Annotated in this window: 23 protein-coding genes; 21 read left to right on the top strand and 2 right to left on the bottom strand. The window is 52.0% G+C overall.

Annotated features, from left to right (window positions below):
- Positions 1–4: 4 nt before the first annotated feature.
- Positions 5–1,816 carry a heme NO-binding domain-containing protein gene (locus BLT15_RS00265; protein WP_089757521.1) on the bottom strand — a complete coding sequence of 604 codons (1,812 nt, stop codon included), beginning with the start codon at positions 1,814–1,816 and terminating at the stop codon, positions 5–7.
- 326 nt (positions 1,817–2,142) lie between these two features.
- Between BLT15_RS00265 and BLT15_RS00260 the strand changes: the two genes are divergently transcribed.
- The 9 genes from BLT15_RS00260 (at position 2,143) to BLT15_RS00220 (ending at position 10,272) form a co-directional block, all read left to right on the top strand.
- Positions 2,143–2,943 carry a TatD family hydrolase gene (locus BLT15_RS00260; protein ID WP_159429735.1) on the top strand — a complete coding sequence of 267 codons (801 nt, stop codon included), beginning with the start codon at positions 2,143–2,145 and terminating at the stop codon, positions 2,941–2,943.
- A 16-nt stretch (positions 2,944–2,959) separates the two neighbouring features.
- The gene (locus BLT15_RS00255; RefSeq protein ID WP_089757517.1) at positions 2,960–3,199 is read left to right on the top strand and encodes a DUF2905 domain-containing protein; all 240 of its coding nucleotides are present in this window, start codon (positions 2,960–2,962) and stop codon (positions 3,197–3,199) included.
- 14 nt (positions 3,200–3,213) lie between these two features.
- Positions 3,214–4,062, top strand: a complete 849-nt coding sequence (gene dat / locus BLT15_RS00250) for a D-amino-acid transaminase (RefSeq protein WP_089757516.1) — start codon at positions 3,214–3,216, stop codon at positions 4,060–4,062.
- A 15-nt stretch (positions 4,063–4,077) separates the two neighbouring features.
- Positions 4,078–5,169: a butyrate kinase gene (gene buk, locus BLT15_RS00245; RefSeq protein ID WP_089757514.1), complete on the top strand. Its 1,092-nt coding sequence runs from the start codon at positions 4,078–4,080 to the stop codon at positions 5,167–5,169.
- Positions 5,166–6,323 (top strand): sensor histidine kinase, encoded by a 1,158-nt coding sequence (locus BLT15_RS00240; protein ID WP_089757512.1) that lies wholly within the window; start codon positions 5,166–5,168, stop codon positions 6,321–6,323. The genes buk and BLT15_RS00240 overlap by 4 nt, the downstream gene beginning before the upstream one ends.
- A 5-nt stretch (positions 6,324–6,328) precedes the next feature.
- Positions 6,329–6,973 carry a response regulator gene (locus BLT15_RS00235; RefSeq protein ID WP_089757510.1) on the top strand — a complete coding sequence of 215 codons (645 nt, stop codon included), beginning with the start codon at positions 6,329–6,331 and terminating at the stop codon, positions 6,971–6,973.
- Positions 6,974–7,198: 225 nt separating this feature from the next.
- Complete coding sequence (gene rsmA / locus BLT15_RS00230) at positions 7,199–8,104, top strand: 16S rRNA (adenine(1518)-N(6)/adenine(1519)-N(6))-dimethyltransferase RsmA (RefSeq protein ID WP_089757508.1); 906 nt, start codon at positions 7,199–7,201, stop codon at positions 8,102–8,104.
- A gap of 13 nt (positions 8,105–8,117) precedes the next feature.
- The gene (locus BLT15_RS00225; protein ID WP_089757506.1) at positions 8,118–8,597 is read left to right on the top strand and encodes a ribonuclease H-like YkuK family protein; all 480 of its coding nucleotides are present in this window, start codon (positions 8,118–8,120) and stop codon (positions 8,595–8,597) included.
- 31 nt (positions 8,598–8,628) lie between these two features.
- A complete protein-coding gene (locus BLT15_RS00220) occupies positions 8,629–10,272 on the top strand; it encodes a Na/Pi cotransporter family protein (RefSeq protein ID WP_345788671.1) in 1,644 nt (547 codons plus the stop codon).
- Here BLT15_RS00220 and BLT15_RS00215 read toward each other — a convergent pair.
- Positions 10,251–11,339 carry a type I phosphomannose isomerase catalytic subunit gene (locus BLT15_RS00215; protein WP_089757501.1) on the bottom strand — a complete coding sequence of 363 codons (1,089 nt, stop codon included), beginning with the start codon at positions 11,337–11,339 and terminating at the stop codon, positions 10,251–10,253. The genes BLT15_RS00220 and BLT15_RS00215 overlap by 22 nt on opposite strands.
- Positions 11,340–11,430: 91 nt before the next feature.
- Between BLT15_RS00215 and BLT15_RS00210 the strand changes: the two genes are divergently transcribed.
- From BLT15_RS00210 to BLT15_RS00155, 12 genes are all read left to right on the top strand, one after another.
- Complete coding sequence (locus BLT15_RS00210; protein ID WP_089757499.1) at positions 11,431–12,357, top strand: cation diffusion facilitator family transporter; 927 nt, start codon at positions 11,431–11,433, stop codon at positions 12,355–12,357.
- 365 nt (positions 12,358–12,722) lie between these two features.
- The gene (locus tag BLT15_RS00205; protein ID WP_089757497.1) at positions 12,723–14,132 is read left to right on the top strand and encodes a pyridoxal phosphate-dependent decarboxylase family protein; all 1,410 of its coding nucleotides are present in this window, start codon (positions 12,723–12,725) and stop codon (positions 14,130–14,132) included.
- A 33-nt stretch (positions 14,133–14,165) separates the two neighbouring features.
- A complete protein-coding gene (locus BLT15_RS00200; RefSeq protein WP_089757495.1) occupies positions 14,166–14,990 on the top strand; it encodes a PHP domain-containing protein in 825 nt (274 codons plus the stop codon).
- A 485-nt stretch (positions 14,991–15,475) separates the two neighbouring features.
- A complete protein-coding gene (gene panB / locus BLT15_RS00195; protein WP_089757493.1) occupies positions 15,476–16,327 on the top strand; it encodes a 3-methyl-2-oxobutanoate hydroxymethyltransferase in 852 nt (283 codons plus the stop codon).
- 72 nt (positions 16,328–16,399) lie between these two features.
- Complete coding sequence (locus BLT15_RS00190; protein ID WP_089757491.1) at positions 16,400–17,350, top strand: hypothetical protein; 951 nt, start codon at positions 16,400–16,402, stop codon at positions 17,348–17,350.
- A gap of 213 nt (positions 17,351–17,563) precedes the next feature.
- Positions 17,564–18,739: a M20 metallopeptidase family protein gene (locus tag BLT15_RS00185; protein WP_089757489.1), complete on the top strand. Its 1,176-nt coding sequence runs from the start codon at positions 17,564–17,566 to the stop codon at positions 18,737–18,739.
- Positions 18,740–19,018: 279 nt separating this feature from the next.
- Positions 19,019–20,263, top strand: coding sequence for a Glu/Leu/Phe/Val family dehydrogenase (locus BLT15_RS00180; RefSeq protein WP_089757487.1), 1,245 nt, complete (start codon positions 19,019–19,021; stop codon positions 20,261–20,263).
- A gap of 1 nt (position 20,264) precedes the next feature.
- Positions 20,265–21,461, top strand: a complete 1,197-nt coding sequence (locus BLT15_RS00175) for a M24 family metallopeptidase (protein WP_089757485.1) — start codon at positions 20,265–20,267, stop codon at positions 21,459–21,461.
- A 127-nt stretch (positions 21,462–21,588) separates the two neighbouring features.
- Positions 21,589–22,140 (top strand): TRAP transporter small permease, encoded by a 552-nt coding sequence (locus tag BLT15_RS00170; RefSeq protein ID WP_089757484.1) that lies wholly within the window; start codon positions 21,589–21,591, stop codon positions 22,138–22,140.
- A 69-nt stretch (positions 22,141–22,209) separates the two neighbouring features.
- Positions 22,210–23,490: a TRAP transporter large permease gene (locus tag BLT15_RS00165; RefSeq protein ID WP_089757482.1), complete on the top strand. Its 1,281-nt coding sequence runs from the start codon at positions 22,210–22,212 to the stop codon at positions 23,488–23,490.
- Positions 23,491–23,653: 163 nt separating this feature from the next.
- Positions 23,654–24,697, top strand: a complete 1,044-nt coding sequence (gene dctP / locus BLT15_RS00160; RefSeq protein ID WP_089757480.1) for a TRAP transporter substrate-binding protein DctP — start codon at positions 23,654–23,656, stop codon at positions 24,695–24,697.
- A 493-nt stretch (positions 24,698–25,190) separates the two neighbouring features.
- Entirely contained in the window at positions 25,191–26,366 is a 1,176-nt protein-coding gene (locus BLT15_RS00155) for a M20 metallopeptidase family protein (RefSeq protein WP_089757478.1), read from the top strand.
- Positions 26,367–26,470 lie beyond the last annotated feature (104 nt).

Raw genomic sequence — 26,470 nt, 5'->3', positions numbered from 1 at the left:
GTGATTATATGTCGTAGCCGGCGAAGCTTTCCTGGAAGTTCTCGACCAGTTCCTCCATCTGCTCTATATAATCGGTCATCTCCTTTATCTTCTCGGAATAATCGCTGACGCTGGCGCTCATCTCCTCAGCCGAAGCCGAATTTTCTTCGGCAATGGCGGCCAGTGAGTTGAGGTTTTCGATGACCTCCTTGATTTTCTGAGTTTCGCTGTTGAGCCGGTCGACGATGTCGACTATCTGATGGGAGGTGTCCTCGATTCTGTTGCTGGCTTCTTTATTGGCCTCGGTTACCTCGGAAAGAGCCCTGTCGCTCTTTTCCAGATTTTCAAACTGGGCACTGATTCCCTCGGTCAGCTTCTGAACTTCCTCGGTGAAATGCTGAAGATTTTTTTGGATTCTTTCACCGGCCTGGCGTGATTCCTCGGCCAGATCACGGATTTCATCGGCGACCACCGTAAAGCCCTGGCTGTTCTCGCTGGAGCGGGCAGCCTCAATAGAGGCATTGAGCGAGAGCAGGTTGGTCTGGCTGGCGATGTCAGATACGGTTTCGACTATCTCCATGATCTCCTCTATCTGCTCGGAGAGCTCTCTGCCCCGTCGGTCCACATCGGCGAAGGATTTGCGAATATCAGCGATCATATCGTTCACTTCCTCAACCCTGCCGGCCGAATCCTGTATATTTTCGACAGCCTCATTCAGCTGCTGTTTGCTGTCTTTGCCGGCTTCGACCAGATCCTCGATCTGGGATACGTTCTGATCGACGATGTAGGCTGAGTCCTCGGTTTCTTCGGCCTGTTCCTCAGCGCCATGAGCCACGTCATCGACCACCTGGGATATATTATCAGAAACACTGTTCATCTCATCGGCCAGCTCGACAAAATCCTGGGTGAAGCTCGACATATCGTCGGTCCCGCCTTTGATAAAGAGAATATCCTTGCGGATGGCGGCGCGAATTTCGCCCAGTTCCGAGAAAAATTCTTCGAATTCGTCTGCGGTCTCCACCACCGAGGTCTCCTCCAGATCGAGATTTTTTAGCTCTGCGAATTCCTGGTGCAGAAGCTTTTGTGGCTTCATAAGCCCGGAATGGACAAAAAAGGTGGCAGCTCCGCTCAAAACACCTGTCAGAGGATAAAACCAGAGCTCGGAGCCCGGCAGGGCGATGCCGGTTATGAGTGTGGTTATGAAAAAGACGAAAAGGGCGGTCTTGGCGCTGAGACTTCTCAGAAAGCCCAGCGAGAGAAGCCGATTCAGAAGGTAGCTTCTGCGGGTGCGGAAAGGCTCGGAAAAATGTAAATCCACGATCAGCTCTTTTTCATCGCCCTGCGAACGGCGTTCGATCTCCTTTATCTCGATATCCTCCTGAAAAAAATCGGAGCTGCCCTGTAATAGTCCCAGAAAGTAATCTCTGAGGCCCCGGTGAGAGCGGTAGGTCAGCCTCAGGATGTCGTCATCTCTTGTTTCCGGTATGATGCGAGGAGGGTTGGCCCCTTCTATCATGCCGGTCAGCTGTTCGTGAACGGTGTCCATCATCTCCAAAAAGCTCTTCAGCTGCCTGCCCCGGAAATAACTGGGGAACCATTCGGCAAAAGAATTGATATTCTCCTGGCCCAGCTGTTTCCAGACCTCGGCTGATTTTAAGTTCTTCTGAGAGGCCACAGTTTCGACCAGATCTCTGGCTTTATCATCCTCTATATCCATCATCGGTGAGATCATCAGGGTCTCATCCCAGCTTGATTTCTGTTTGGCCTTATCGACAGTATCCTCCCCATAAATACGGGAGAGTGTATTGATCCAGGTTGATATTAAAGTTCCTTTCATATATTCTCTCCTCCTCGCTGGTTGAAATTATGGTTCTTCCTGGTTTCAGCTGTCAAATAGTTGTGTTATAAAGGCTTATTTATTTATGCTGGAAGCTATAATTATCATTATAGCAAAGGTTTTTAAATATAAACAATATCAGTTCTGACCGGTGGATTTATTGATCCTGACAACTTTTCTCTGTATTAATGTTTATTTAAAGATTGAAGCAAGAAAACCTTTACAGAAAATCACTTTTGGCAGAAAATTATTTCTCCGAGTTGCATCGAGCCGGCTGGAAAGATATAATTAATGTAATGGAAGAATTTCAAAGGAGGACTGCATACATGGAATTGTTCGATACACACGCTCATCTGGATTTTTCCCGTTACAGCGGTGACAGAGAAGAGGTAATAAAGAGAGCGGCAGAGGCCGGGGTTGTTCATATCCTCAATGCCGGGGCCGACCTGGCCTCCTCGCGCCGGGGACTCGGGCTGGCCCGCGATTATGAAGGTATAACTGCTTCTGTCGGAGTTCATCCCCACGAAGCTTCCAGCTATGATCTCGATGCCGCCCGACAGCTGCGCGATATGGCCGAGGGTGAAAATGCCGCTGCCATCGGCGAAACCGGTCTGGATTATCATTACGATAATTCCCCGCGCCCCGACCAGCGCCAGGCCTTTCGCAGTCAGCTGAGGCTGGCCCGCGAGCTGGAAATGCCGGTCATAATTCACTCGCGCGAGGCCGAAAGCGATACAATAGATATACTCTCCGCAGAGTATGAGCCATCTCAGGGAGCGGTCGTCCACTGCTATTCCAGCGGTGCCGGCATGGCCCGGGAGCTGGTCGAGGAAGGGCTCTGTCTGGGCTTTACCGGTCTTTTAACCTTCGGCGGTCTGGACTGGCTTAGAGATATCGCCGCGGAGGTGCCCCTGGAGCAGACGCTGATCGAGACCGATTCTCCCTATATGTCTCCTGAACCCGAGCGGGGCGGCCGCAACGAACCGGCCCGGGTGAAGCATGTGGCAGATCAGCTGGCTGAAATCCACGGTATTGAAACCGAAAGGGCGGCGGAGATCACCGTCGAAAATGGCCGCGAACTTTTCGGTTTGGCGGCAGAAGACAACCTGAAATCTTTAACCGGTTGAACGGGGGAATCGAATAATGTCCGATCCATCAACTTTCGGCAGACTTTTGGTCTTTATAGGAGCAGCTGTTATGGTCATGGGATTTTTGCTGCTCATTTTGGGAACCGGTCCCGGATTTTTGGGTCGGCTGGGCCGGCTTCCCGGAGATATTCGTATCGAAGGGGATAATTATTCGATTTATATTCCGATAACGACCATGGTTCTTGTAAGTCTGATTCTCAGTCTGGCGATGAGAGTTATCAGCAGATTCTTCTAGAGGGGGTTATTGCTTTGTACGATAAAGTTTACCGCAGTGGAGAGATCATCCGGCGCAGCGAGGCGGCTGTCGATATAGAGGACAGGGGGTTTCAGTTTGCCGATGGTATTTATGAGGTTGTGGCCATCTGGAACGGCAGCCCCTTCCGGCTGGAGGAGCACCTTCAGAGGTTGATGAGATCAGGCCGCGAACTGGATTTTAATATGCCCGATATCGGCTGGATAAAAGAAGAGTGCAGCGACTATCTGGAGGAAATAAACTGTTTTTCCGGGGATAGGGACTCCTATCTTTACATTCAGGTAAGCCGGGGTGTTTCGCCCCGCAGCCATGCTTACGAGGACGGACTCGAACCGGAGATCATTATGTATGCCCGGGAGCTCGAACCAAAACCTGAAGAATACTTTTCCCGCGGAGTCAGAGCAATTTTGCTGCCCGATGAGCGCTGGTCCCGCTGCTATATCAAATCGGTGGCTCTTCTGCCGAACGTAATGGCAAAAAAGAAGGCAAAAAAGGCCGGAGCTTACGAGTCGATCCTGGTTCGCGATGGATTCATCACCGAGGGAACATCCTCAAACGTCTTCATTGTCGAGGCTGGGGAGGTAATCACGCCTCCTGCCACTAATTATATATTGAATGGCATAACCAGGCGCGCTGTGCTGGAAATTGCCGAAAAACTCGGTTTTAAATGCAGCCGGGAAAGCGTCAGCCGGCAGAGGCTGCTGGCTGCCGATGAGGTGTTTTTGACCGGTACCACCACCGAGGTCATGCCGGTTGTCGAGATCGATGAATTTGAAATAGGAGAGGGAAGTCCTGGCGAAATAACCTCCCGGCTTCAGGAGGAATACTGGCAGCTCTGCCGCTGAAGGAGGAAGAGAAGTATGTACAGATCGCTGGTTATAAATCCGGGTTCAACATCGACCGAAATAGCTGTCTTTGCGGACGAAAAACGGAAATGGCATCAGGTGTTAGAACACAGCAGAGGGGAGCTGGATGAATTCGAGTTCGTCAGCGACCAGCTCGACTGGCGGAGAGAGCTCATGGAAGCTGAGCTGAGCGAAGCCGGCTATGAGAGCGATGATTTTGACTTTATCGCCGCCCGCGGCGGTCTGCTCGATTCCATACCCGGCGGCACCTACCTGATAGATGCAGAGATGGTCGATGATCTGCGCAGTGGCAAAAACGGAGAGCACGCCTCCAACCTGGCCGGAATTATCGCCTATCAGCTGGCCGAAGAAGCCGGCATAAAAGCCTATACCGTAGATCCGGTCGCCGTCGACGAATTCCTCCCCGAGGCCCGGCTTTCCGGATTGTCCGAGCTGCCCCGCCGCTGCCAGTCTCACGCGCTCAATCTAAAAGGTACCGCCCGCCGCTGTGCCGATGATTTAGATCTTGAGCTGGCTGAAGCCAGCCTTATCGGCGCTCATCTGGGCGGCGGTATTTCCATTGCACCCCTGCCGGGCGGCCGCATCGTCGACGTCAACAACGCCAATCAGGGCGGGCCTTTTTCGCCGGAGAGAGCCGGCACAGTGCCTGCTCTGGACCTGGTTGAATACATCTTTCAAGAAGAGCCGGACAAATCCGCGATAAAGAGCAGCCTGGTGGGCAGGGGCGGCCTGACCGCCTATCTGGGCACCGCCGATGGCCGGCGGGTTGAGGAGAGAATAGAGCAGGGAGAGGAAGAGGCGCGGCTTGTTTATGAAGCCATGATCTATCAGATAGCCCGGGAGATTGGGCGGATGTCGGCGGTTTTAGCCGGCGATATCGACGGCATTTTCATAACCGGCGGACTGGCCCATTCCTCATATGTAACCGGTAAAATCGAGGAGAGAATAGGATATCTCGGACCTGTTCATGTCTATCCCGGTTCCGAGGAGCTGAAAAATCTTGTCAGGGGAGGGCTGAGAGTAAAACGCGGCGAGGAAAGAGCGCGTGATTATGCCTCTTCCCGTCTGGATGGGGTGAGAGAATGAGACAGAGCGAAAACCCCGAAGATCTGAACGTGATTCTGGATAATATACTCGATAAAACACTGGATATCATCGATGATAGCCGACAGGATGTTTTTGCCATAGCTGAATCTTCCCGGGAAGAACTCGAAAATATAGAGAGCGAACTCGAGATGATCAAAGAGGAGATCAACGAAGTTATCGATGAGCTGGAAAAAAAAGAGCGTATCAATAAAAGGGCCCGCCGCCGGCTGATGGAAGTGAGCCGCGATTTTGAAAATTATTCCGAGGAAGAGGTCAGAGAGGTCTATAAGAAGGCAGAGGACAGTTCTGTCGATATTGCGGTCCTGCGCGAGAAGGAACAGCAGCTGCAGGATAGACGCCGCAAGCTCGAGGAAAAGCATCAATTGACAAAAAGGACTTTAAAACGCTCCGAAAACCTTACCAATCGACTCGGCATGGTTAAAGATTTTCTGGAGGGACAGATGGAAAATGTCTCCCGCCGTTTTGACGAGCTGGAGGATCGCGAGCGCTTCATCATGGATGTTATTCAGATGCAGGAGGAAGAACGCCGGCGCGTCGCCCGGGAAATTCACGATGGACCCGCCCAGTCGCTGGCCAACCTGGTAATGCGGGTGGAAGTTGCCCAGAACACCCTCTATGAAGATCGGCAGCGCACCGAAAAAGAACTCGAGGATCTGAAACAGCTCATCAAATCCTCTGTCAGCGAGGTTAGGCGGATAATTTACGATCTGAGGCCGATGAGCATCGATGATCTGGGGTTGATACCCACACTGCGCGAATATATTGAAAATTTCCGGGAGGAAACAGATATCGAAATCGATATTGAGGTGCTGGGCGATGAAAAAAAACTGCCCTCGCCGCATGAAATAACTGTCTTTCGGCTGGTCCAGGAGGCTTTGAACAACATCAAAAAGCATGCTGAAGCGAGCTGGGGACAGGTGAGGGTCGAGTTTGCCTCCGAGCATCTGAATCTTTTAATTTCGGATGATGGAGTTGGCTTTGACAGCGGGGACAGTCCCAAAAGCAAATCATTCGGCATTAAAAGCATGCAGGAGAGATGCAATTTACTCGATGGAGAGCTGAAGATATCTTCCGGCAGGAATAAAGGGACGCGCATCAACATCAAAATTCCCCTCAACCAAAAGAAAGGATGAGTATGATGGCGAAAAAGCACGAGGTTTTAATTGCGGATGATCACAGGCTGGTCAGAGAGGGAATTTGCAAGCTCCTGGATTTTTTTGATAATTATCATGTGGTTGGCGAGGCAGAGGACGGTCTGGAAGCCGTGTCTAAGGTTCGGGATAAGTTTCCCGACCTGGTTCTGCTCGATCTCAACATGCCCAGGATGAATGGTATCGACGCCATCCACAAGATAAAAGAGATAAGCCCCAAAATAAAAGTTATAATACTGACCATCCATGACGATGAGGAGTACGTCTACCGGGTGACTTCGGCCGGAGCAGAGGGTTTTATTCAGAAGGATTTAACCTCCGGCGAGCTTCGGGAAGCTCTCGATGAGGTTATGAACGGCGGCACGGTTTTCCCCCGCACTCTGGAACCGGAAAGCGAGGAGGACGAGCAGTCCGACACCACCGATTATCGAGAGCTTTTGAGCGATCGTGAATACGAGGTGCTGACCCTGCTGGCGCGGGGTATGAGCAACCGCAGGATAGCCGAAGAGCTTTATATCAGCGAAAAGACGGTCAAAAATCACGTCAGCAATTTGCTGCGCAAGCTCGATGTGAATGACCGTACGCAGGCTGTGATTACTGCTCTCAAAAAAGGTCTTGTCACACTCAGCTGAAAAAATAATATTTTGTGTTCTTCCTTTTATCAGTTGATATATATTGTATAAGATAGGTATAATATAGCTATCATGACAATAATGGCTGGAAGATATAAAGCAAAAGTGATGCTCGAAATTTTTCGAAACAGGATATATGGAGAGTATCCTTATTTTGAACAGTTCAGCTTGAACCTGAGCCGAACTGAAGATATAATTAGATAGAGGAGGAGGTTTAAATCTGACTTGAAAGATGACGATGATCCCTGCTCCGGGCTTTATGAGCGGGTGGCGCCTGAGCGCACCCTGGAGCTTATAAGAAAATACGATTTGGAGATCAATAAATCGCTGGGGCAGAATTTTCTCAGGGATAGATCTGTGCTGGAAAAGGCGGTCGAAGCCGCAGATTTGAGCGAGAAGGACCGTGTTATAGAGATAGGACCGGGTCTGGGAGCTCTCACTGGTTTTATCTTAAAACATCTTGCAGGCGGTGAAGTTCTGGCCGTGGAAAAGGATGAAAAATTGAGCGGCATTCTCGACGAACTGCTGGGAGAAGATCCGGCTTTAGAGATTATGACGGCCGATGCTCTCGAACTCGACTGGTCGGAGGTCATCTCAAAGCGCGATTTTGACAGGGGCTATAAGCTTATGGCCAATCTGCCCTATTATATCACCAGTCCTCTTATCCGCACCTTTCTGGAGGCAGATATGGCGCCAGATCTGATGGTGCTGATGGTGCAAAAAGAGGTGGCGGAGAGGATAACTGCCGAACCCGGCGGCGGAGATTATGGGATATTGAGCATAGCCGTTCAATTTTACTGCCGGCCGGAAATAATCGAGATCGTACCTCCTGATTTTTTCATGCCCGAACCCGATGTTTGCTCGGCTCTGATCAGGCTGAATATGAGCAGTGAGCCGCGTTATCGGGTGTCTGACCGGGAGTTTTTCTTCCGCACTGTCCGCGCTATGTTCGGTCAGCGCCGCAAAATGCTGCGCAATTCTTTGAGCGGTTCTCCCGAACTTCCGGCCGACAAGGAGCAGGCCAAAAAAGCTCTAACAGCAGCCGGGATCGATGAACGGCTGCGGGGAGAGAAACTCTCTATCGAGGAAGTCATAAAGCTGAGCGAGGAGCTTAAAAGCATTTTGAATTGATTGGGTGATTTTTATGGAATTCATAAGTCCCACCGACGGCAGGCTGAGCCTTGAAGAGACCTACCGGCATATAATCGACTTCATCGAGGCTCATCCGGAAAACAGCTATAAATTAATAATAGGCAGCGATTCTCAGCCCGGAGGCGATAACTGCTCCTTTGTTACAGCTGTGGTTATCTACCGCAAAGGCAGGGGCGGCCGCTTTTTTTATTATCGCGACAGCTCCGATAATAATTTTGGCATGAAACAGCGTATTTTTTATGAGGTTTCGCGCAGCCTGGAGGTTGCCAGCAGGCTCACGGGTTTTTTGGCCGAAGAGAAGGAGCTGGATGAGGACATCGAGATAGAAATACATGTCGATGTCGGCGAGAACGGACCGACCAGCTCGATAATTAAAGAGGTGGTCGGCATGGTAGTCGGAAGCGGTTATGAAGCTCTTATCAAACCCGAGGCTTACGCGGCCTCGACCGTGGCTGATAAATACACCGGCTAAAACATGGGCCGGACAGAGGTGAAAGTAAAGCTTGGAGTTAACAACTATGATTGTCGGTCTGCTGGGCGGGCTGGCCATCTTTATCTATGGCATGAAGCAGATGAGCGAAGGGCTGCAGAAAGTGGCCGGCAAGAAGCTCAGGCGTCTTCTGGCCTCGCTGACCGGGCGGCCGCTGAGGGCGGTGCTGGTCGGTACCGGGGTTACCGCGCTGGTGCAGAGCAGCAGTGCCACCACGGTCATGACCATCGGTTTTGTCAATGCCGGTCTGATTAATTTAAGTCAGGCGATCGGCGTTATTATAGGGGCCAATGTAGGGACGACCATCACCGCTCAGCTGATATCCTTTCGGCTGGAAGAATACGCCTATCACGCCATAATCATAGGTGTTTTCGCTTTTTTATTCGCCCGCGACCGCAGAAAACAGTATCTGGGCCAGTGTCTTCTGGGCTTCGGCCTTTTGTTTTTGGGGCTGGGCACCATGGGAGATATGATGGCCCCGCTGCGGGATTCGCCGGTTTTTGCCGAATTGATGGCGACTTTCGGCACCTATCCCGCGCTGGGGCTTGTCATCGGAGCTGTGGTCACTATCCTGGTACAGAGCTCTACAGCCTCCTTCGGAATTATGATAGGTCTGGCAGGAGCTGGAGCGCTCGATTTTCAGACCGCCATCCCTATAATTCTCGGTACGAATATCGGCACAACCGTAACCGCCGCTCTCTCCAGCGCCGGCGCCAACCTGACCGCCAAAAGAACTGGTGCGGCTCATTTTCTCTTTAACACCCTGGGCTCGGTTATATTTGTCGGGCTTATCTACCTCATTCCCGACTTCACGCTATGGGTGGAAACCTTTATCTCCCGGCTTTCGCTGCTGGCCGGTCAGCAGCCTTCGCTCGAGAGGATGCTGGCCAACACTCACACCCTTTTCAACATCGTCAACGCGCTGCTCTGGCTGCCCTTTATGGGAGTTTTAAAGCGCGGTGTGATGGCAGTCATTCCCGGCGAGGATATGACCATCAAGCGGGGACTTACCTATGTCGATATGAGGATGACGGAAACTCCGGGAGTGGCGATGGACCAGGTCGATCAGGAAGTCGTGCGTATGCTGGAGATAAGTCAGGATATGGTCGATGAAGCTATGGAGGCGCTTATCGAGGGCGATCGCGAGCTGGCGGATAGAGTTATCGAAAAGGAAGAGATCGTCAACGAGATCGAGGAGGATCTGCTGGAATTTCTGGCCGGACTTTCCGGAAATAACCTTTCGGAGGATGATTTAAGGCTCAGAGACTATTACATATCGCTTGTAGATGCTATCGAGAGTATCGCCGATGATGCCGACGATCTGGCCGATCTGGCCCTGCATGTGGAAGAACACAGGCTTGAGTTTTCCGGGGAGGCTGAGAGCACACTCAAAGATCTGCAGAAGCGGTTAAACGAACTTTTAAAAAAATCGGTGGTTATGATAGAAAAGCAGGATTACAAGCAGGTTCCCGACCTGATCAAAGCCGAGCGCGATATGGACAGCTGGCAGCTTGATTACCGCCGCCAGCATATGGAACGCCTCAAGGAGGGGGTCTGCGAGCCGGCGGCCGGCATTATTTATCTCGAGGCCATAGAAGATGTCGAGCATCTGACCGATCAGCTGGCCGATATGGCTCATACCATGATGGAGCTGTAGAAGCCGGTGCCGGGCACCGCCAGCAAATCCTCGGCCGTAAGTCCCCGGGAGGTAGCAAAATCGCTCAGCTCTCTTCTGCTTAAGCCCCGCTGAAAAAGCAGCGCTCCGCCGCCTTTGGACTCGACTTTTATTTCCTCAAGGCAGGCAGGTAAAAGACAGGTGCGGCCGGCCGGCAGCCGGTATTTTGTTTGCCGCCAGCGAATCACAAGCTGCTCTTTTTCGGCGAAAAGAATCTGAAAACTTTCCTGCCGGGCAGGACTCAGCCTGTAAAGATTATTTTCTCCGGCCGGATTCAATCTGAGCGCGGTGAAATGGGGGCAGACTGCCAGCAGGCGGCGCGGGCCGCCTCTCTCTTCCCAGAGCGGATGGTGATATTCTACTTCCGGATCCAGATCCGGCTTTAGGACCTGGCGCGCTTTTTTTAGGTGTAGAGGGCGTTTTTCGCCCTGCCGGGTGCGCTCCCAGTCGTAAAGGCGGTAGGTAGTATCTGAGTTTTGCTGGATTTCGGCTATGACGGCCCCTGCCTTTATGGAATGGATCATGCCTGGCGGCAGGAAAATAACCTGGCCGGCTTCGATCGGTTTATGATAAAGAATATCTTCCAGCTCGCCTTCCGCGGCGGCAGCCGTTACCTCAGAGCTTTTGAGCTGCCGATCTTTTAATCCATAAATTATTTCCGCTTCCGGCCGAGCCTGCAGGACGTACCACATTTCAAATTTGGCCTCCGCCTGCGGAATTTTGGCGGCTGTCTCCGGGCCCGGATGGACCTGGACGGAGAGTTTTTCGCCGGGAGTTAAAAGTTTGAAGATCAGCGGAAAGCGGCCCGATTGTGAGGGAGAGGCTCTGCCTAAAAGTTTCTGGCCGAATTTTTTTCGCAGGCGGGAGAGGCTCATCCCGGCCAGCGGACCTGTTTCGACACGAGTATCGGCTTTTTCGTGTTCGCTGACCTCCCAGCTTTCGCCCGTGCTGTCCGAGGGAAGCTGGCGTCCGCAGGTTGCGGCCAGTTTACGGCTTCCCCAGATCTTTTCTATGTAAATAGGTTTTAAAATCAGCGGATAAAGGCTCATGATTTAATTCACTCCTTCATCCTATATATTATGGGCAGAGAGGCTGATTCCCTTCTTTTTTCATATTTCATCAAACTGAGGAGAATTGTTTATGAATAAGGCTGCCCGCAGCAGCGAGAGCAAAAAGGTTATCATGGTCACGCTGGCCGGCAACATACTGCTGGCAGCGGTCAAAATAACGCTGGGCATCATCGCGGCCAGCGCGGCTCTGGTGGCCGATGGTTTTCACTCGCTTTCAGATATCACGACGACGCTGGGAGTGCTCATCTCCCTCTATATATCTCAGCAGCCCCCCGATGAGAATCATCATTATGGTCACCGGCAGGCAGAGCCGCTGGCGGCCACCGGTATCGGTATCTTTCTTCTGATCATAGCCCTGCTGCTGGGCCGGAATATGATACTGCGCGTGATTGAGAGCCGTCTTACCTTTCCGACCAATATCGCGCTGGCCGGCGTGGGTATCTCGATTCTGGTCAAAGAGTTCTTATATCGCTACGTGATCAGAATCGCCCGCCGGACTCAAAATGCAGCTCTTGAGGCTGATGCCTGGCATCATCGCAGCGATGTGGCCTCCTCGCTGGCGGCCGGTATCGGTATTATAGGAGCCAGGCTGGGGTTTCCGCTTCTGGATCCGATCGCCGGACTGGTGGTCTCGCTTTTGATACTGCGTGTGGCCTTGCAGCTGCTGTGCCGGGCCATGGTGCAGCTTCTGGGCCGGGGGCCTGCCCCGGAAAAACTCGCCGCTATAGAGGAGACCATAGCTGAAGTTGAGGGGGTGGTCGAGGTCATGGAGATTAAAGGCCTCTATCACGGCCCCGAGCTATATCTGGATGTGAAGCTCACCGTACCTCGCGATATAAGAGTTGATCTGGGGCATGAGATATCCGCTGTGGTACGGGAGAGGGTTGAGGCGATTTATCAGGAGGCAGAAGAGGTGTTGATACACGTAGAACCGGCCGAAATCACCGTCGGGGAAATCAAGGAAGATTTAAAAGAGGTCGAAAACCGCCTGGAATGAAAATATGCAAGGATCTTCTTGTCTTCAGTTGGCTGATGGGTGTGTAAAAACCTCATTTAGTTGTACTGTAAGATATAAAGCTGCGTTCACAATGAAATTTTTCCCCGGCATAAGTTTAGTTTTCGGCCAAAAAATTGCGCTTTCTTCGCGAGAGCTCTTCCCTGAGCTCCCGCTCAGCCCGGCACCTCCTGGGCCGGGGACACTATTTTTTGGCCATGGACTTAACCTGAATATCGAAAAATTTCGAGTATCACTTTGCTTTATATCTTCCAGCCATTATTGTCATGACAGTGATCTTATACTATATCTATCAACTGATAACAAGAAGATCCATATGCAAATAAAACTCTGGGGGTATAATTTTTATGGAAAAAGATGAATTTCGCCGCTGGGGACACGAGATGGTCGACTGGATAGCCGATTATCTGGAAGATGTCGAGGATTATCCCGTCAATCCCGATGTCGATCCCGGAGATATAAAAGATAACATCTCCTCCTCACCTCCGCAGGAGGGCGAGGACATGGAGGAAATCTGGCAGGATTTTCAGGATGATATCATGCCGGGCATAACGCACTGGCAGCATCCGGGCTGGTTCGCCTATTTTCCCTGCAACAACAGTTATCCTTCCATACTGGGAGAGCTTCTCTCGGCCGGGCTGGGCATTCAGGGCATGGTCTGGGCTACCTCTCCCGCCGCCGAAGAACTGGAAGAACAGGTGATGGACTGGCTCCGGGATCTCCTGCTGCTGCCCGCTGAATTCCGGGGGGTGATCCAGGATACTGCTTCTACCTCCACTTTCTGCGCTCTGCTCACAGCCCGCGAGGATGCCACCGATTTTAACAGCAATTACGAGGGGGTGCCGAACCATCTCCGGGTTTATGCCACCGCCCAGACCCATTCCAGCATAGAAAAAGGTGTGCGGCTGGCCGGGTATGGCAGCGAAAATATTGTAGAGATCGATGACGATGATGAATTTGCCATGAAGCCGGAAGATCTCAGAAAGGCTATCCAGGATGACAGGCGGGAGGGCAAAAAGCCGACCTGTGTGGTGGCCACTATCGGCACAACTGCCTCCACCGCCATAGACCCTCTGCTGGAGATAGGCAAAATCTGCCAGGAGGAGGACGTCTGGCTGCACGTGGATGCCGCTTTCGCCGGCACGGCTGCCATCCTGGAGGAACGGCGCGATCTCCTCGAGGGCAGCGAGTACATGGATTCCTTCGTCTTCAATCCGCACAAATGGATGGTGACCAACTTCGACTGCTCCGCCTATTTTGTGCGCGATCCCAAAAAACTCATAAAAACTATGACGATAGATCCTGAATACCTCAAGACGGCCTACGATGATGAGGTCAACAATTACCGCAACTGGGGTATTCAGCTGGGACGGCGATTCCGGGCTCTCAAACTCTGGTTTGTGCTGCGCAGCTACGGGGTCGAAGGCATTAAAAGTATGGTGAGAAGACACCTGGAGCTGGCCGGAAATTTTCGCGATTGGATAGAGGAGAGCGGAGAATTTGAGCTGATGGCCCCGGTCAATTTGAGCATGGTCTGCTTCCGCTGGAATGACGGCACCTATGCGGAAGAGGAGCTGAATGAGATCAACCGCCAGCTGCTCGATAGAATAAACAGTTCGGGCGATGTTTACCTTTCCCACAGCGAGCTTGCCGGCAAATTCACCCTGCGGCTGGTTGTTGCCCAGCGCTCAACCGAGGACCGGCACGTGGAAAAAGCCCGCCGGATCATCCGCGAGGCGGCCGCCGAAATCATCTGACAGGACACAGATTGTATTCGGGAGGTTTTAAGCATGAACGAAAAGCTCACCCGTATTTCCGATTACAGGGATACAGCATCACAATATGTCGATATGCATGTTCACTCGACCATGTCTCATGATGGAGAGAGCACGCCGGCCGAAATTTATGAGCGGGTTAAGGAATTGCCGCTGGCCGGAGCCTGCCTGACCGAGCACGGCGATTATAAGCCCGAGCTCGATCACTGCGGCGAATTCAGCTACGAGCATTATGATCGGGAGATAAGCCGGCTGGAGGAAGATATAAAAAAGGATGATCCGCTTTTACTGCGGGGCCTGGAGTTTTCCGAGCCCCATCTTTACCCCGGGGATTTCAGGCGGGTTCAGGAGCACGATTTCGATGTCATTACCGGAGCCATACACTGGTTGGATGGCATCTTTGTAGGTGAGGATCATATACTGGATAAGATCAACAAATTTGACCTGTTCAGGCGCTATTTTTCCAAGGTCGAAGCGATGGTCGAATTCGGCGGAATCGATGTGGTCTCGCATCTGGAGTTTCCCCGGCGCTATCACGGGGGCAGTTTCTATCCGCTGGAAAAATTGGGCAGGATTATGGAAAAAATGGTCGATCGGAGCATCGTGCTGGAGATAAATACGGCTGCCACAGAGAAGGAGAGCAAGGACAGATTTCTGCCCACCTCCCAGCTTTTAAAAATTTACCAAAAGGCCGGAGGTCAGCAGGTGGTAGTCGGCTCCGATGCCCACAGAGCTGAGGAGATAGGACGCAGTTTTTCCCGGGTCAGCGAATGCATCGACAATCTCGACCTCGAACCGGGTTATTTTCAGGGGCGTAAATTCACCCCTTATGGGAACTGATATGTCCCGGTGGCGATTTTTCCGCCCCGATAATGCCGGTCGGCAGCATATATAATCACTGATTACTATAATTTTTTTAAAAATTAAGAAGGAAAATCGTTTTTGAGGTATAAATTTATTATTGGGAAGATTGTCGACAGAATACATTCGACTTTAAACGGATTCTGGATCCATCAAGGATTCAAGTGTATCCATAGTTGTTTGCCGGATACATTCTACATATGGATCTTCCTGTCTTCAGCCGGCAAATAGGGGTGTCAAAAAATTGCGCTCCCTTCGCGAGAGCTTATCTTTGAGCTCACGCTCGGTCCGGCACATCCTGAGCATAGTGATCTTATACGATATCTATCAACTTATGACAAGAAGAATCCTGCATATTTTTATCCTGTTTTTGTCCGACGTTTTTGAAAATTGCACTTTGTCTGGTATCATGGAATGCACTAAAAGCGAGTATCTCAAATAATCACTACAGGAGGTTATTATTTATGGCGGACAAGAAGAGCATACTGGACTTTCACGAGATGAAGGAAAAAGGAGAAAAGGTGGCCTGGATCACAGCTTATGACTTCCCGACAGCCCAATTTGTCGAGAAAGCGGGCATGGACATGATTTTAGTCGGCGACTCCCTGGGAATGGTGGTCAAGGGATATCAGGGCACCGAGCCCGTGACGATGGAGGACTGCATCTCTCATTCTCAGGACGTCAGAAGAGGAGCTCCCAACGTTTACTGCATGGGTGATCTGCCGTTTATGTCCTATCAGACTTCCTGCGAGGATGCCGTCCGCAACGCTGGACGCTTTATCAAAGAAGCCGACATGGATGCCGTCAAGCTCGAGGGCGGCCGCAGGGTCTGCGATCAGATCGAAGCCATAACCGAGGCCGGCATCGTCGTCTGCGGTCATATAGGACTTACCCCGCAGAGTTCGGGCCAGCTGGGCGGTTTTAAAGCACAGGGGCTGCATGTCGAGAGCGCCCGCGAGCTGATAAAAGATGCCATAGCTGTAGAGGAAGCCGGCTGCGAGATGCTTTTAGTCGAGGCGGTACCTCCTAAAGTGACCGGTTTTATAGCCGATAAGCTCGATATTCCCGTCTATTCTATAGGTGCCGGCAAACCCTGCGACGGTCAGCTTTTAATCTGCGGCGATATGCTCGGCATGTTCCAGGCCTTTACACCCAAATTCGTCAAGCAGTATGCCAGCGTGGCCGAGGTGGAAATTCAGGCCTTTGAGGAATATGTGGAAGATGTCAAAGAGGGCCGTTTCCCCACCGACGATCACGTATACAACATACAGGATCCCGAGGACGAGTTCGAAGAGATGTTCGACGAGTTCGAATAAGGTTTTAAACAGGGGGAAAAAGGGGCAGTCTCTGCCCGAGCAAATATATAAAAAATAAAAAGGAGGAATAGAATGAGTTATAAGGACATGGAGGAGTATGTTGAAAAAGAGTTCGGTTTTTCTATGCGGGATAGGTATGACATGCCCGATTCCGAGCAGACTTTTCCCGGCGGAGCCCAGGCCCGCATCGAGATCTCCGGTATTGAAAACTGCGATAATCTGGAGGAGATGGTCGACGAGGCCGATAAGCGCGACATCACGGTACACCGGGTGATCTCTCTGGTCAAGGGGGCGACGCTTCTGGATGATGCCGAGCTGGAATATTTTGCCCAGATCGGTGCCGAGAACGATCTTGAGATCATGGTAAATCCCTGCGCCAGCAGAGGCTGGGACGAAGGAAGACAGTACGTCACCGATGAAGGTTATGTATCGGGGATGAGGCTGAGAGGTCATGACGCCATGTATCATTATCTGCGCGAATTTGACCGCTGTCTTGAGGCCGGCATCCGTGGTTTTCTGGTTACCGATGAAGGCATGCTGAGAGTTCTGCAGTCTCTGCGCGAAGAAGGCCATATACCGGAAGACACCGCTTTTAAAGTATCTGTCTTTGCCGGTCACGGCACCGCTGCCGGCGGTCAGCTGCTGCAGAAATATGGCGCCGACAGCTTTAACCCGCTGGGAGATATGACTCTGCCGATGCTCTCCTCCATACGACAGGGGGGACTCGATATTCCTCTCGACATCTATATGAGCCTGGTAGAATCGATGGGCGGCTTCCAGCGCTTCCATGAGGCGGCTGATATAGCCAGAGTGGCAGCGCCCGTATATTACAAAATAGAGCCTGGTCCATCCGAAGGTGAAATGTACAATACCTGGGTGGATGCACGCAATCCTGAATTCGGCGATAATATGGCCAGAGCGCGGGTCAAATACGCCCAGATAATCCTCGAATGGCTCGACCGGGCACCCTTCGAAATAGAGACTAACGACTATAAAGAAGATCTCTGCATACCTCAGGTATAAATAACCGATCAGGAACAGCAGAAGCAATCAGAGGGTAATCCCGCCTGATAACGGGCAGGAGTAACGCATAAAGGTCGACCCGGCGGCGCAGGGGAACGCCGCCGGTCGCCCCCCTTAACCCGTAATCAGGAATGAGAACCGGCCCGTCCGGGGTCTGAAAGACCCGGCAGAAAAACCAAACCCTATTATAAAGGGGAGGGGCTAGTGTTAACGATGAAGCCAGGCAGAAAAGCTGCAGAACTGGAAGAGGAAATTATCTCTCTGCGCCGCGATTTTCACCGCCATCCCGAGCTGGGCAGGGAAGAACACCGCACCTCCGGTATAGTCTGCGATTATCTCGAAAAGGCAGGACTCGAGGTTCGGAGGGCAGCTGAGACCGGCGTGATAGGACTGCTGGAAGGCGAAGGTGAAGGGGGTACGGTCATGCTGAGAGCCGATATGGATGCCGTTCCCGTTCAGGAAGAAAATGACTTTCCCTATAGCTCTACCGTCGAAGGCGTGGCTCACTGCTGCGGCCATGACGGTCATACCTCCATGCTTCTGGGGGCGGCAAAGATTTTGAGCGAGATGCGCAGTGAGATAGAGGGAAACATAAAATTTGTTTTTCAGCCCAACGAAGAAGAGGCCGGAGCACATCTGATGATCGACGAAGGCGTGATGGAAAATCCGTCTGTGGATGCTGTCTTCGGCATTCACCTCTGGTCGCTTCTAAAATCGGGCACGGTCGGTATATGTGCAGGGCCGATGATGGCTTCCAGTCATTATTTTGAGTTGGAAATTCAGGGCACCGGCGGTCATGCCGGAGCTCCTCATAATGCCGTCGATCCGGTGGCCTGTGCCGGCAGCATCATGGATACCGTTTATACCATGCAGTCCCGCGAGCTGGACGCTTTAGAGCCGACTGTTATCTCTTTCTGCAGCCTCGATGCCCCTTCATCCCCCACAATCATTCCCGAAAAGGCTTCTTTATCGGGATCGATCCGCTGTCTGCACGAGGAATTTTCTTCCGTGCGCGAGCGATTTGAACGCACCGTGGCCGGCGTCTGCACCGCTCACGATGTGGATTATGAGCTGGAAATAAGCCGCGGAAATTCCCTGCTCAAAAATGATGAAGAACTGACCGAACTGGTGCGCGGCAGAGCAGCAGATCTGCTGGGCGGAGAAAATCTGGAAAGCGAAGTCGAGGTTATGCTGGGCGAGGATTTTGCCGAATACGGATATCACGCCCCTCTCGCCTTCTGTTTTCTGGGCATAGCTGACGAGGATAAGGGGACTCATTATCCCCATCATCACCCCCGCTTCGACATAGATGAAAATATGCTGACCGTCGGCACCGAACTCCACGTGCGCAATGCCCTTGCCTTTCTCGAGTGCGAAAACTACCGCTGATACCTTCTCTTTTGCCCATCCCGGGCAGCCCGATCACTTCATCCCATTCTATTTCACCATAATTTTCAGACCAGGCCAGCTCAATATTCGGCTGTTTAAAATTCATTATATTCATTCAGATGGAGAATGTCTATGGCAAATTTTCGGCAGCCCGAGGGCGGAAAGAGTATTTGCAAGAATATTTAAATTATTGAGAACTATGTCATAATTAGAGATTCTGTTCATCTGGATTTTAATTTTAATTTTACCGTAAATAATCAGAATTCAGGAGGAGATAAAATGGCCAATGTATTTCAGTCAGCTTTGAACGCTCTGGAACGGGCGGGAGAAGCAGGAGATATTAACCCTGATGTACTTAAAGTCCTCTCTCGTCCCAAAAGGGTGAGCGATTTCGCCCTGACTCTCAAAAAGGATGATGGTGGGATCGAAGTTTTCGACGCTTACCGCGTCCAGTACTGTGATGCTTTAGGACCGACCCGCGACGGTACCCGCTTTGTGCCCAATCTCTCGCTGGATGAGGTCAAAGCGCTGGGGCTTTTTATGACCATCAAGCACGCTGTGGCCGATGTGCCGGCCGGCGGCGGCAAGGGCGGCATAAAGGTCGATCCCTCCCGTCTTTCCCGGCGCGAACTGGAGCGGCTCACCCGGGAGTATATCCGCAAATTGATCCCCAAAGGGCCGAATGCCGATGTGCCCGGGGCCGACATCGGCACCAATCTGCAGACACAGTCCTGGATGCTCGATGAATACGAGAAGATAACCGGTGAACATTGTCCCCATGCCGTCAACGATAAACCGGAAGCTGTGGGAGGAACGGTGGGCAGCTATGAGGCCACCGGATTGGGACTTTTCTTTGTCACCCGCCAGGCAGCTCGGGACCAGGCTATCGATTTAACTCAGGCTACGGCCGTAGTGCAGGGATTCGGTCAGGTGGGCGGTACCATCGCCGAACTTCTGCACGAGCTGGGTACTGAAATCATTGCGGTGAGCGATATCAGCGGTGGACTTTACGATGAGAGCGGACTCGATATACCGGCTATGAGGGCTGAAGTGGAGAACGAAGGCGCTCTGCTCGAGGATTTGAACGCAGCGGGAGCTGAAATGATCAGCAACGAAGAACTTCTGGAGCTGGACTGCGATGTGCTGCTGCCTTCAGCGGTGCAGAATGTCATTCATGAGGATAACGCCGATGATATCAGCGCCGGCCTGATTCTGGAAGGAGCCAACGGACCGGTGACGCCTAAAGCCGATCAAATTCTGGCCGAGCGCGGTATTCCCCTGGTGCCGGACGTGGTGGCCAATGCCGGCGGAGCTACCGTATGTCATTATGAAAGAATTCAGGGGCGGACAGATCATTACTGGGATCTGGAGAGAGTGCAAAAGACTTTAAAAGATCAGATCACTGAAGCCTATGATGCTACCAGCGAAACTGCTGAGGAGCTGGACATTTCCCTGCGCCATGCGGCCTGGGTAGTAGCCCTCAGACGCATAAGCAAATCAATGGAAATGAGAGGATGGGTATAATATGAGTGGACAGGTACAAAAACATCAACCTCTGTTCTCCGAAGAAGAATATGATGCTCGTCTCAAAGACGTAAAACGGCGGATGTCCGAGCGGAATATCGAGGTGCTTTTTTCGGTCCATCCGGCCAACATGAACTATATCACCGGTTATGACGGCTGGTCTTTTTATGTCCACCAGGGTGTGCTGGTGGCTCTCGATCAGGAAGAACCGATCTGGGTCGGGCGGGGCATGGACGCCAACGCCGCCCGGGCGACAACCTTTTTGAGCGAGGAGAATATCCGCGAGTACGCCGATGATTACGTCCATTCGCCGGTCGGCAAGCATCCGATGCAGTTTGTGGCCGACATCTGCCGGGAACACGGCTGGGATGATAAGCGGATAGGCCTGGAGATGGACCAGTTTTATTTCACGCACAAAAGCTTTAAGGTTCTGGAAGAGGAGATGCCGGCGGCCGAATTTGCTGACGCCAACCTGCTGGTGGCCCGATCGCGCAGCATCAAATCGGAGGCCGAGCTGGAGATGATGGATAGAGCCGGTCAGATAGCCGAAAAGGTGATGGATACCGCCCTGGAAGTCATAGATGTGGGAGTGCGCGAATGCGATGCCGCCGCCGAGATAGCCAAAGCCCAGTACGCCGGCACCGAAAATTACGGCGGCGATTATCCGGCGATAGTGCCGCTTTTGCCGGCCGGCGAGGGAACGAACACCCCTCATCTGACCTGGACCGATGAGACCTACAGCGACGATGAAGCTGTTATCCTGGAGCTTTCGGGCTGTTATAACCGCTACCATGCCCCTATAGCCCGGACCATGTATCTGGGCGATCCGCCTCAAGATCTTGAGGAGACGGCTAAAGTGGTGGTAGCCGGCCTGGAGGAGACGCTGGATTTTGTCGAGCCCGGCGTTACCTGTGAGGCCGTGGAAGAAAAATGGCGCGATGCCATCTCCGGCAGCAACGTCGTCAAGGAATCGCGCATCGGTTATGCCTTCGGGCTCAATTACCCCCCCGACTGGGGTGAACAGACAGCCAGCATGAGGCCGAAGGATAAGACCGTGCTCAAACCGAATATGACCTTCCATATCATACCCGGAATCTGGTTCGATGATTACGGCTTCGAGGTCAGCGAAGCCATCCAGATAACCGAGGACGGCTGCCGCTCCTTCTACGATTACGACCGCCAGCTGGTGGTCAAATAATCGTCAGGGGAATGACTGATCTATCGATACACAGCACAGCGGCAGAATATAATGTCCGGGAAGGCGGCCTGGAGAGGCCGTCTCCTCCCGGCCAAATTTTAAGACTATTGCTGGAGGTGATAGCAAGATGATCGCTCTGATTAGAAAGATCAACGAGGCTATGAAGGTGATCGAAAAAGCTGTCGTCAGCTACGGGACCATCACGCTGGCCGTGCTGATAATAGCCAACGTGATCGGCAGAAATGTTTTCCGTTACAGCCTGTTTTTTGTGAACGAGATAAACCAGTTTCTCATTATCATCATAACCTTCGTCGGCAGCAGCTACGCCGCCCGCGAGGGCAGACATATCAGAATGTCGGCGGTGGCCGATCTTCTGCCGAAAAAACACGAAAAGAAACTGACCTATATAATGACGGCCGGAACTTTCATCTTTATGGCCTGGCTTACCTATATATCCGCCCTTTATATCTATGATCTGTATCTATCCGGACGCACAAGTAATCTTTTGACGATACCGCTCTGGCGGGTCTGGATAGTTGTGCCCGTAGGTCTGGTGCTAACAACAATACACTATCTGATGGCTTTCATAAAAAATATAGTAGAGCCGGATGTCTGGATATCCTTCGATCAAAAGTCGGAATATGATGATTTAGAGGAAGTTAAAAATGATGTTGAATAAAGCTGGATTTCCCCGAAATGCTGTTAAAAATTTTAGAAAAGAGCGAGTATTAAGGAGGGAGAAACCTACATGCTGCCAATAATGGTGGGAATAATGTTTTTGCTGCTGTTTTTGGGCTTTCCCATGATCATACCCCTGATAGCAGCTCCGCTGATCATGATGGAAATTTACCTGCCCGATCTGAGCCAGACCATCCTGGCCCAGCAGATGATAAGAGGGATACTGCCGCCCTCGCTTTTGGCGGTACCCATGTTCATCCTGGCCGCCGATATCATGACCTACGGCGAGACGGCCAGCCGGCTGGTCGACTTCGTGCGCGATATCATCGGCCATGTCCGGGGGGGGATGGCCATAACCACCTCGATAACCTGTACGCTTTTCGGGGCCGTCTCCGGTTCGACCCAGGCCACGGTGGTGGCTATAGGCGGCACCATGCGGCCCTATCTGCTGGATGATGGTTACGATGATTCTTTTACCACCGCCCTTATCATAAACTCGAGCGATATAGCGCTTTTGATACCGCCCAGCATCGGTATGATAGTTTACGGGGTGGTGAGCGGTACCTCGATCGGCGAGCTTTTCATCGCCGGAATCGGGCCGGGAGTTATGATCATGATCCTCTTTACCATCTACTGTTATTTTTACGCTCGTTATCACGGTATAAAACCTCGTGAGAAAAGCGACTGGTCGCAGAGACTCTCCAGTTTAAAAAAGGCTCTACTGGCCTTCGGCTTTCCGGTGATAATAATAGGCGGTATTTATTCGGGCATCTTCAGCCCGACTGAAGCTTCCGCTGTCTCGGTGCTCTATGCTTTCATTCTCGAGTTTTTCGTTTACAGGAATGTCTCGCTGCCAGAATTTAGGGATATCGCTCTCTCGGCCGGGATGATCACCGCTGTAGTCTTTATTCTGGTGGGAGTTGGTAACTCTTTTTCCTGGCTTATATCCTTTGCCGAGATTCCGCAGCAGATTCTGCCCCCGATAATCGGTCAGGATCCCAGTCAGACCTGGGTTTTATTCATAATAGCGGTGGCCTTTTTCCTGGGCTGCATGTTTGTCGATCCGATAGTGGTTATCATGGTTCTCACACCGATATTCCAGCCCTATGTCGATATGCTGGGTATAGATCCTGTGCTGGTAGGAACTGTAGTGACCCTGCAGGCAGCGATAGGTTCAGCCACTCCGCCCTTCGGCTGTGATATATTCACGGCGATTGCGGTTTTCCGGCGTCCCTACCTGGAAGTCATCCGCAAAACGCCGGTCTTTATCGCCATACTTCTCTTTGCTTCGGCCATGTTGATCATGTTCCCGCAGATAGCACTCTTCCTGCGCGATCTGGCCATGCTATAAAGAGATGTGAGGGCGGGAATACAGAACCTGCAGGTTTAAATAACCTGAAGGAGGTGATAACAGGACCCGACATACGGATGGAGAAACAGGTTGATTAAATCGGGCTGGAAAGCCAATCAGCAGCATATGAGCAAAATAATCCCCAACAGGAGGTCAAATAATCATGAAAAGAATGAGCAGAGTTTTAACCCTGGCAGTAGTTTTGACCCTGGCCATAGGAATGACATTTTCCATGGGAGCGCCTGAAGCACAGGCGCAGGAGACCTGGTCAATAGCTTTAGAGGAGATAGAGGGCAGCGTTCAGGACGCCTGGGCTCAGGAGTTCAAAAGAAGAGTTGAAGAGGAGACCGACGGTGAAGTTGAGGTTACCGTCTATCCCTACGGCACCATCGGCACCGGTATGGGTGATCTGGCCGAAGCAGCCCAGACAGGCATAGTCGAATTCAGCATGACCAGTCCTTCGGTAGTCTCCGGAATCGTGCCGGAAGCCAGACTTTTCTCTCTGCATTATCTCTGGCCCGATGATCAGGAGATAGTCGCCGATGTGCTGGCCACAAGCGAAGCTGTGCACGGTCCCATGGCCGATGCATTCAACGAGAGTAATCTGGAGCTTTTAAGTCTCTTCCCCGAGGGCTGGCAGGTCTGGACGGCCAACGAGGAGATCCGCACCCCCGAGGATATGGACGGTTTTCAGATCAGAGTCATGCCTGACCCTGTTCTCTCCGAACAGTACAGGAATTACGGCGCCGATCCGGTCCAGATGGATTACGATGAGGTCTACAGCGGTCTGCAGCTGGGCATGATCGACGGTCAGGTAAATCCCGTCTTCGCCATCGAGGAGATGAACTTCTATGAGCAGCAGGATTATATGATCTGGGGCTACACCGTTCCCTATATCGGCGGAGTTTCGGCCGGACAGAGTTTCTGGGAAGGCCTTTCGGAGGAGCGTCGCGAGATGGTGAGAGATATAGCCGAGGATCTGAACGAATATATCTACGAAGTACAGTCTGATTACAATGAAGAGCGCATGGACATCATTCTCGAGAACGAGCCGGACATCAACATCATCGAGCTGGAAGAGGACGAGATAGCTCAGTTCCGCGAGCTGGCCCAGGACGCCTATGAAGTCTATTTTGACGATGTGGGCGAAGTAGGCGAAGAGATGCTGGAGATTCTGCAGCAGGATATCGAAGATAGGTTAGAATAACTGGAATTCAGTTGATCTGCGGCTGACAGGGCGGCTGAGGCACCGTCAGCTGACGGTGAAAAGGCCGGTTGAGGTCAGGCGGGAGGAGATTTGGTTTTTAACCAGAATATATCACAGTAGAGAAGATTGAATACTGTCAACTGTAAACTGTAGATTAAAACCTTCTGTCTGACCGGCCAGCCCCCTCCGTTCAACTGACAGCCAGCATAAACAGCAAGGATTTCAGCGGCCGTTTTGCCGCCCTTTTAGCGGGGCGGCGAACGGCCGCTGCATCTCCAAAGCAAAGTCTTGTGAATTTGAAAACATCTAAGAGGGGGATATTTTTAGGGGGGTTTCTGTCTTCAGCTGGCAAATAGGTGTGTCAAAAAATTGCGCTCTCTTCGCGAGAGCTCTTCCCTGAGCTCGCGCTCAGCCCGGCACATCCTGAGCCGGGGACAGAATTTTGGAACCAATCCTGCTCTCAAAATACGCCATAGCGGAGTGAATTAAAACCATGAATTTAAAGCAGGAAATAGCAGAACTGGAGGATGAACTGATAGAACTGCGCCGCGATTTTCACCGCCATCCCGAGCTGGGCTGGCAGGAGACGCGGACGGCCGGGATTGTGGCCGAATATCTGCGCGATCTTGATCTTGAAGTTGAAGAGGAGGTGGCCAAAACGGGAGTGGTCGGCCTTCTGCAGGGATCTAAGCCAGGACCCACTCTGATTCTGAGGGCGGATATGGATGCCGTGCCGGTAAAAGAACAGAACGATGTGCCCTATCGCTCCCAAAACGAAGGTGTGATGCATGCCTGCGGCCATGATGCTCATACCGCAATGCTGATGGTGGCGGCCAAAATATTGAGCCGGCGGCGGGAGCAGCTGGCCGGCAATATAAAATTTGTCTTTCAGCCCAACGAGGAGAATGAGGCAGCCCGCCATATGATCGAGGAGGGTCTAATGGAAGATCCCGAGGTCGATGCAGCAGTCGGTGCTCACATCTGGAGCCCGCTGGCCAGCGGCAAAATAGCCGTTTCGGAAGGAGCCGTTATGGGCGGTCTCTGCGAGTTTGTCATCGATTTGAAGGGATCCGGCGGCCATACTTCCGCACCTCATATGTCCCGCGATCCGATCCTGACCGGCAGCAGCATCATCCAGAAGGCCCAGCAGATTCAGACCCGGGAGATCGATCCCATGCTGGCCACCACAATCGTTTTTGGGCAGTTCGAGGCCGGTCATTCCACCAACACCATTCCGGAGACTGCCCGGCTTAAAGGAACTCTGCGTTATCTCTATCAGGGCGGCCCGGAGAGCGAGGAAAAGCCCCGCGAGAGACTCAGGCGAATAGTCGACGGCGTCTGCACCACCGACGGCATTGAATACGAGCTCGAATATCCGGTCGTCACCCCGCCCGTCTATAACGATCCCGGGCTGGCAGGAGAGCTAAAGGAGACGGCAGCCGGCATCGTGGGCAGGGAGAATCTCGACGATTACAGCTGCCTGGCCGGCGAGGATTTCGGCGTTTTTTCCAGTTATGTGCCCGCGGTTTTCTTTTTTCTGGGCACCGGAAACGAGGATAAAGGCACCGATTTTCCCCATCACCATGCCCGGTTTGACATCGATGAAGATGTATTAAAATACGGGGTCGAAATGCACGTCAGGGCGGCCCAAAATTATCTGGGGGAATGATTAATGTATGAACTTTATCGGATGTATATCTGTACGTGCTCGCCATCGGGACCATTCTGATCGGAAATCAGCCAGCAAAATATTATCCTGCCTGGAAACAGGAG

The sequence above is a fragment of the Halarsenatibacter silvermanii genome (assembly GCF_900103135.1).
GTDB classification, from domain to species: Bacteria; Bacillota; Halanaerobiia; order Halanaerobiales; family Halarsenatibacteraceae; genus Halarsenatibacter; species Halarsenatibacter silvermanii.
Note: the sequence above shows the minus strand (reverse complement) of the source record. Positions and strands in the feature narration are given on the sequence as shown.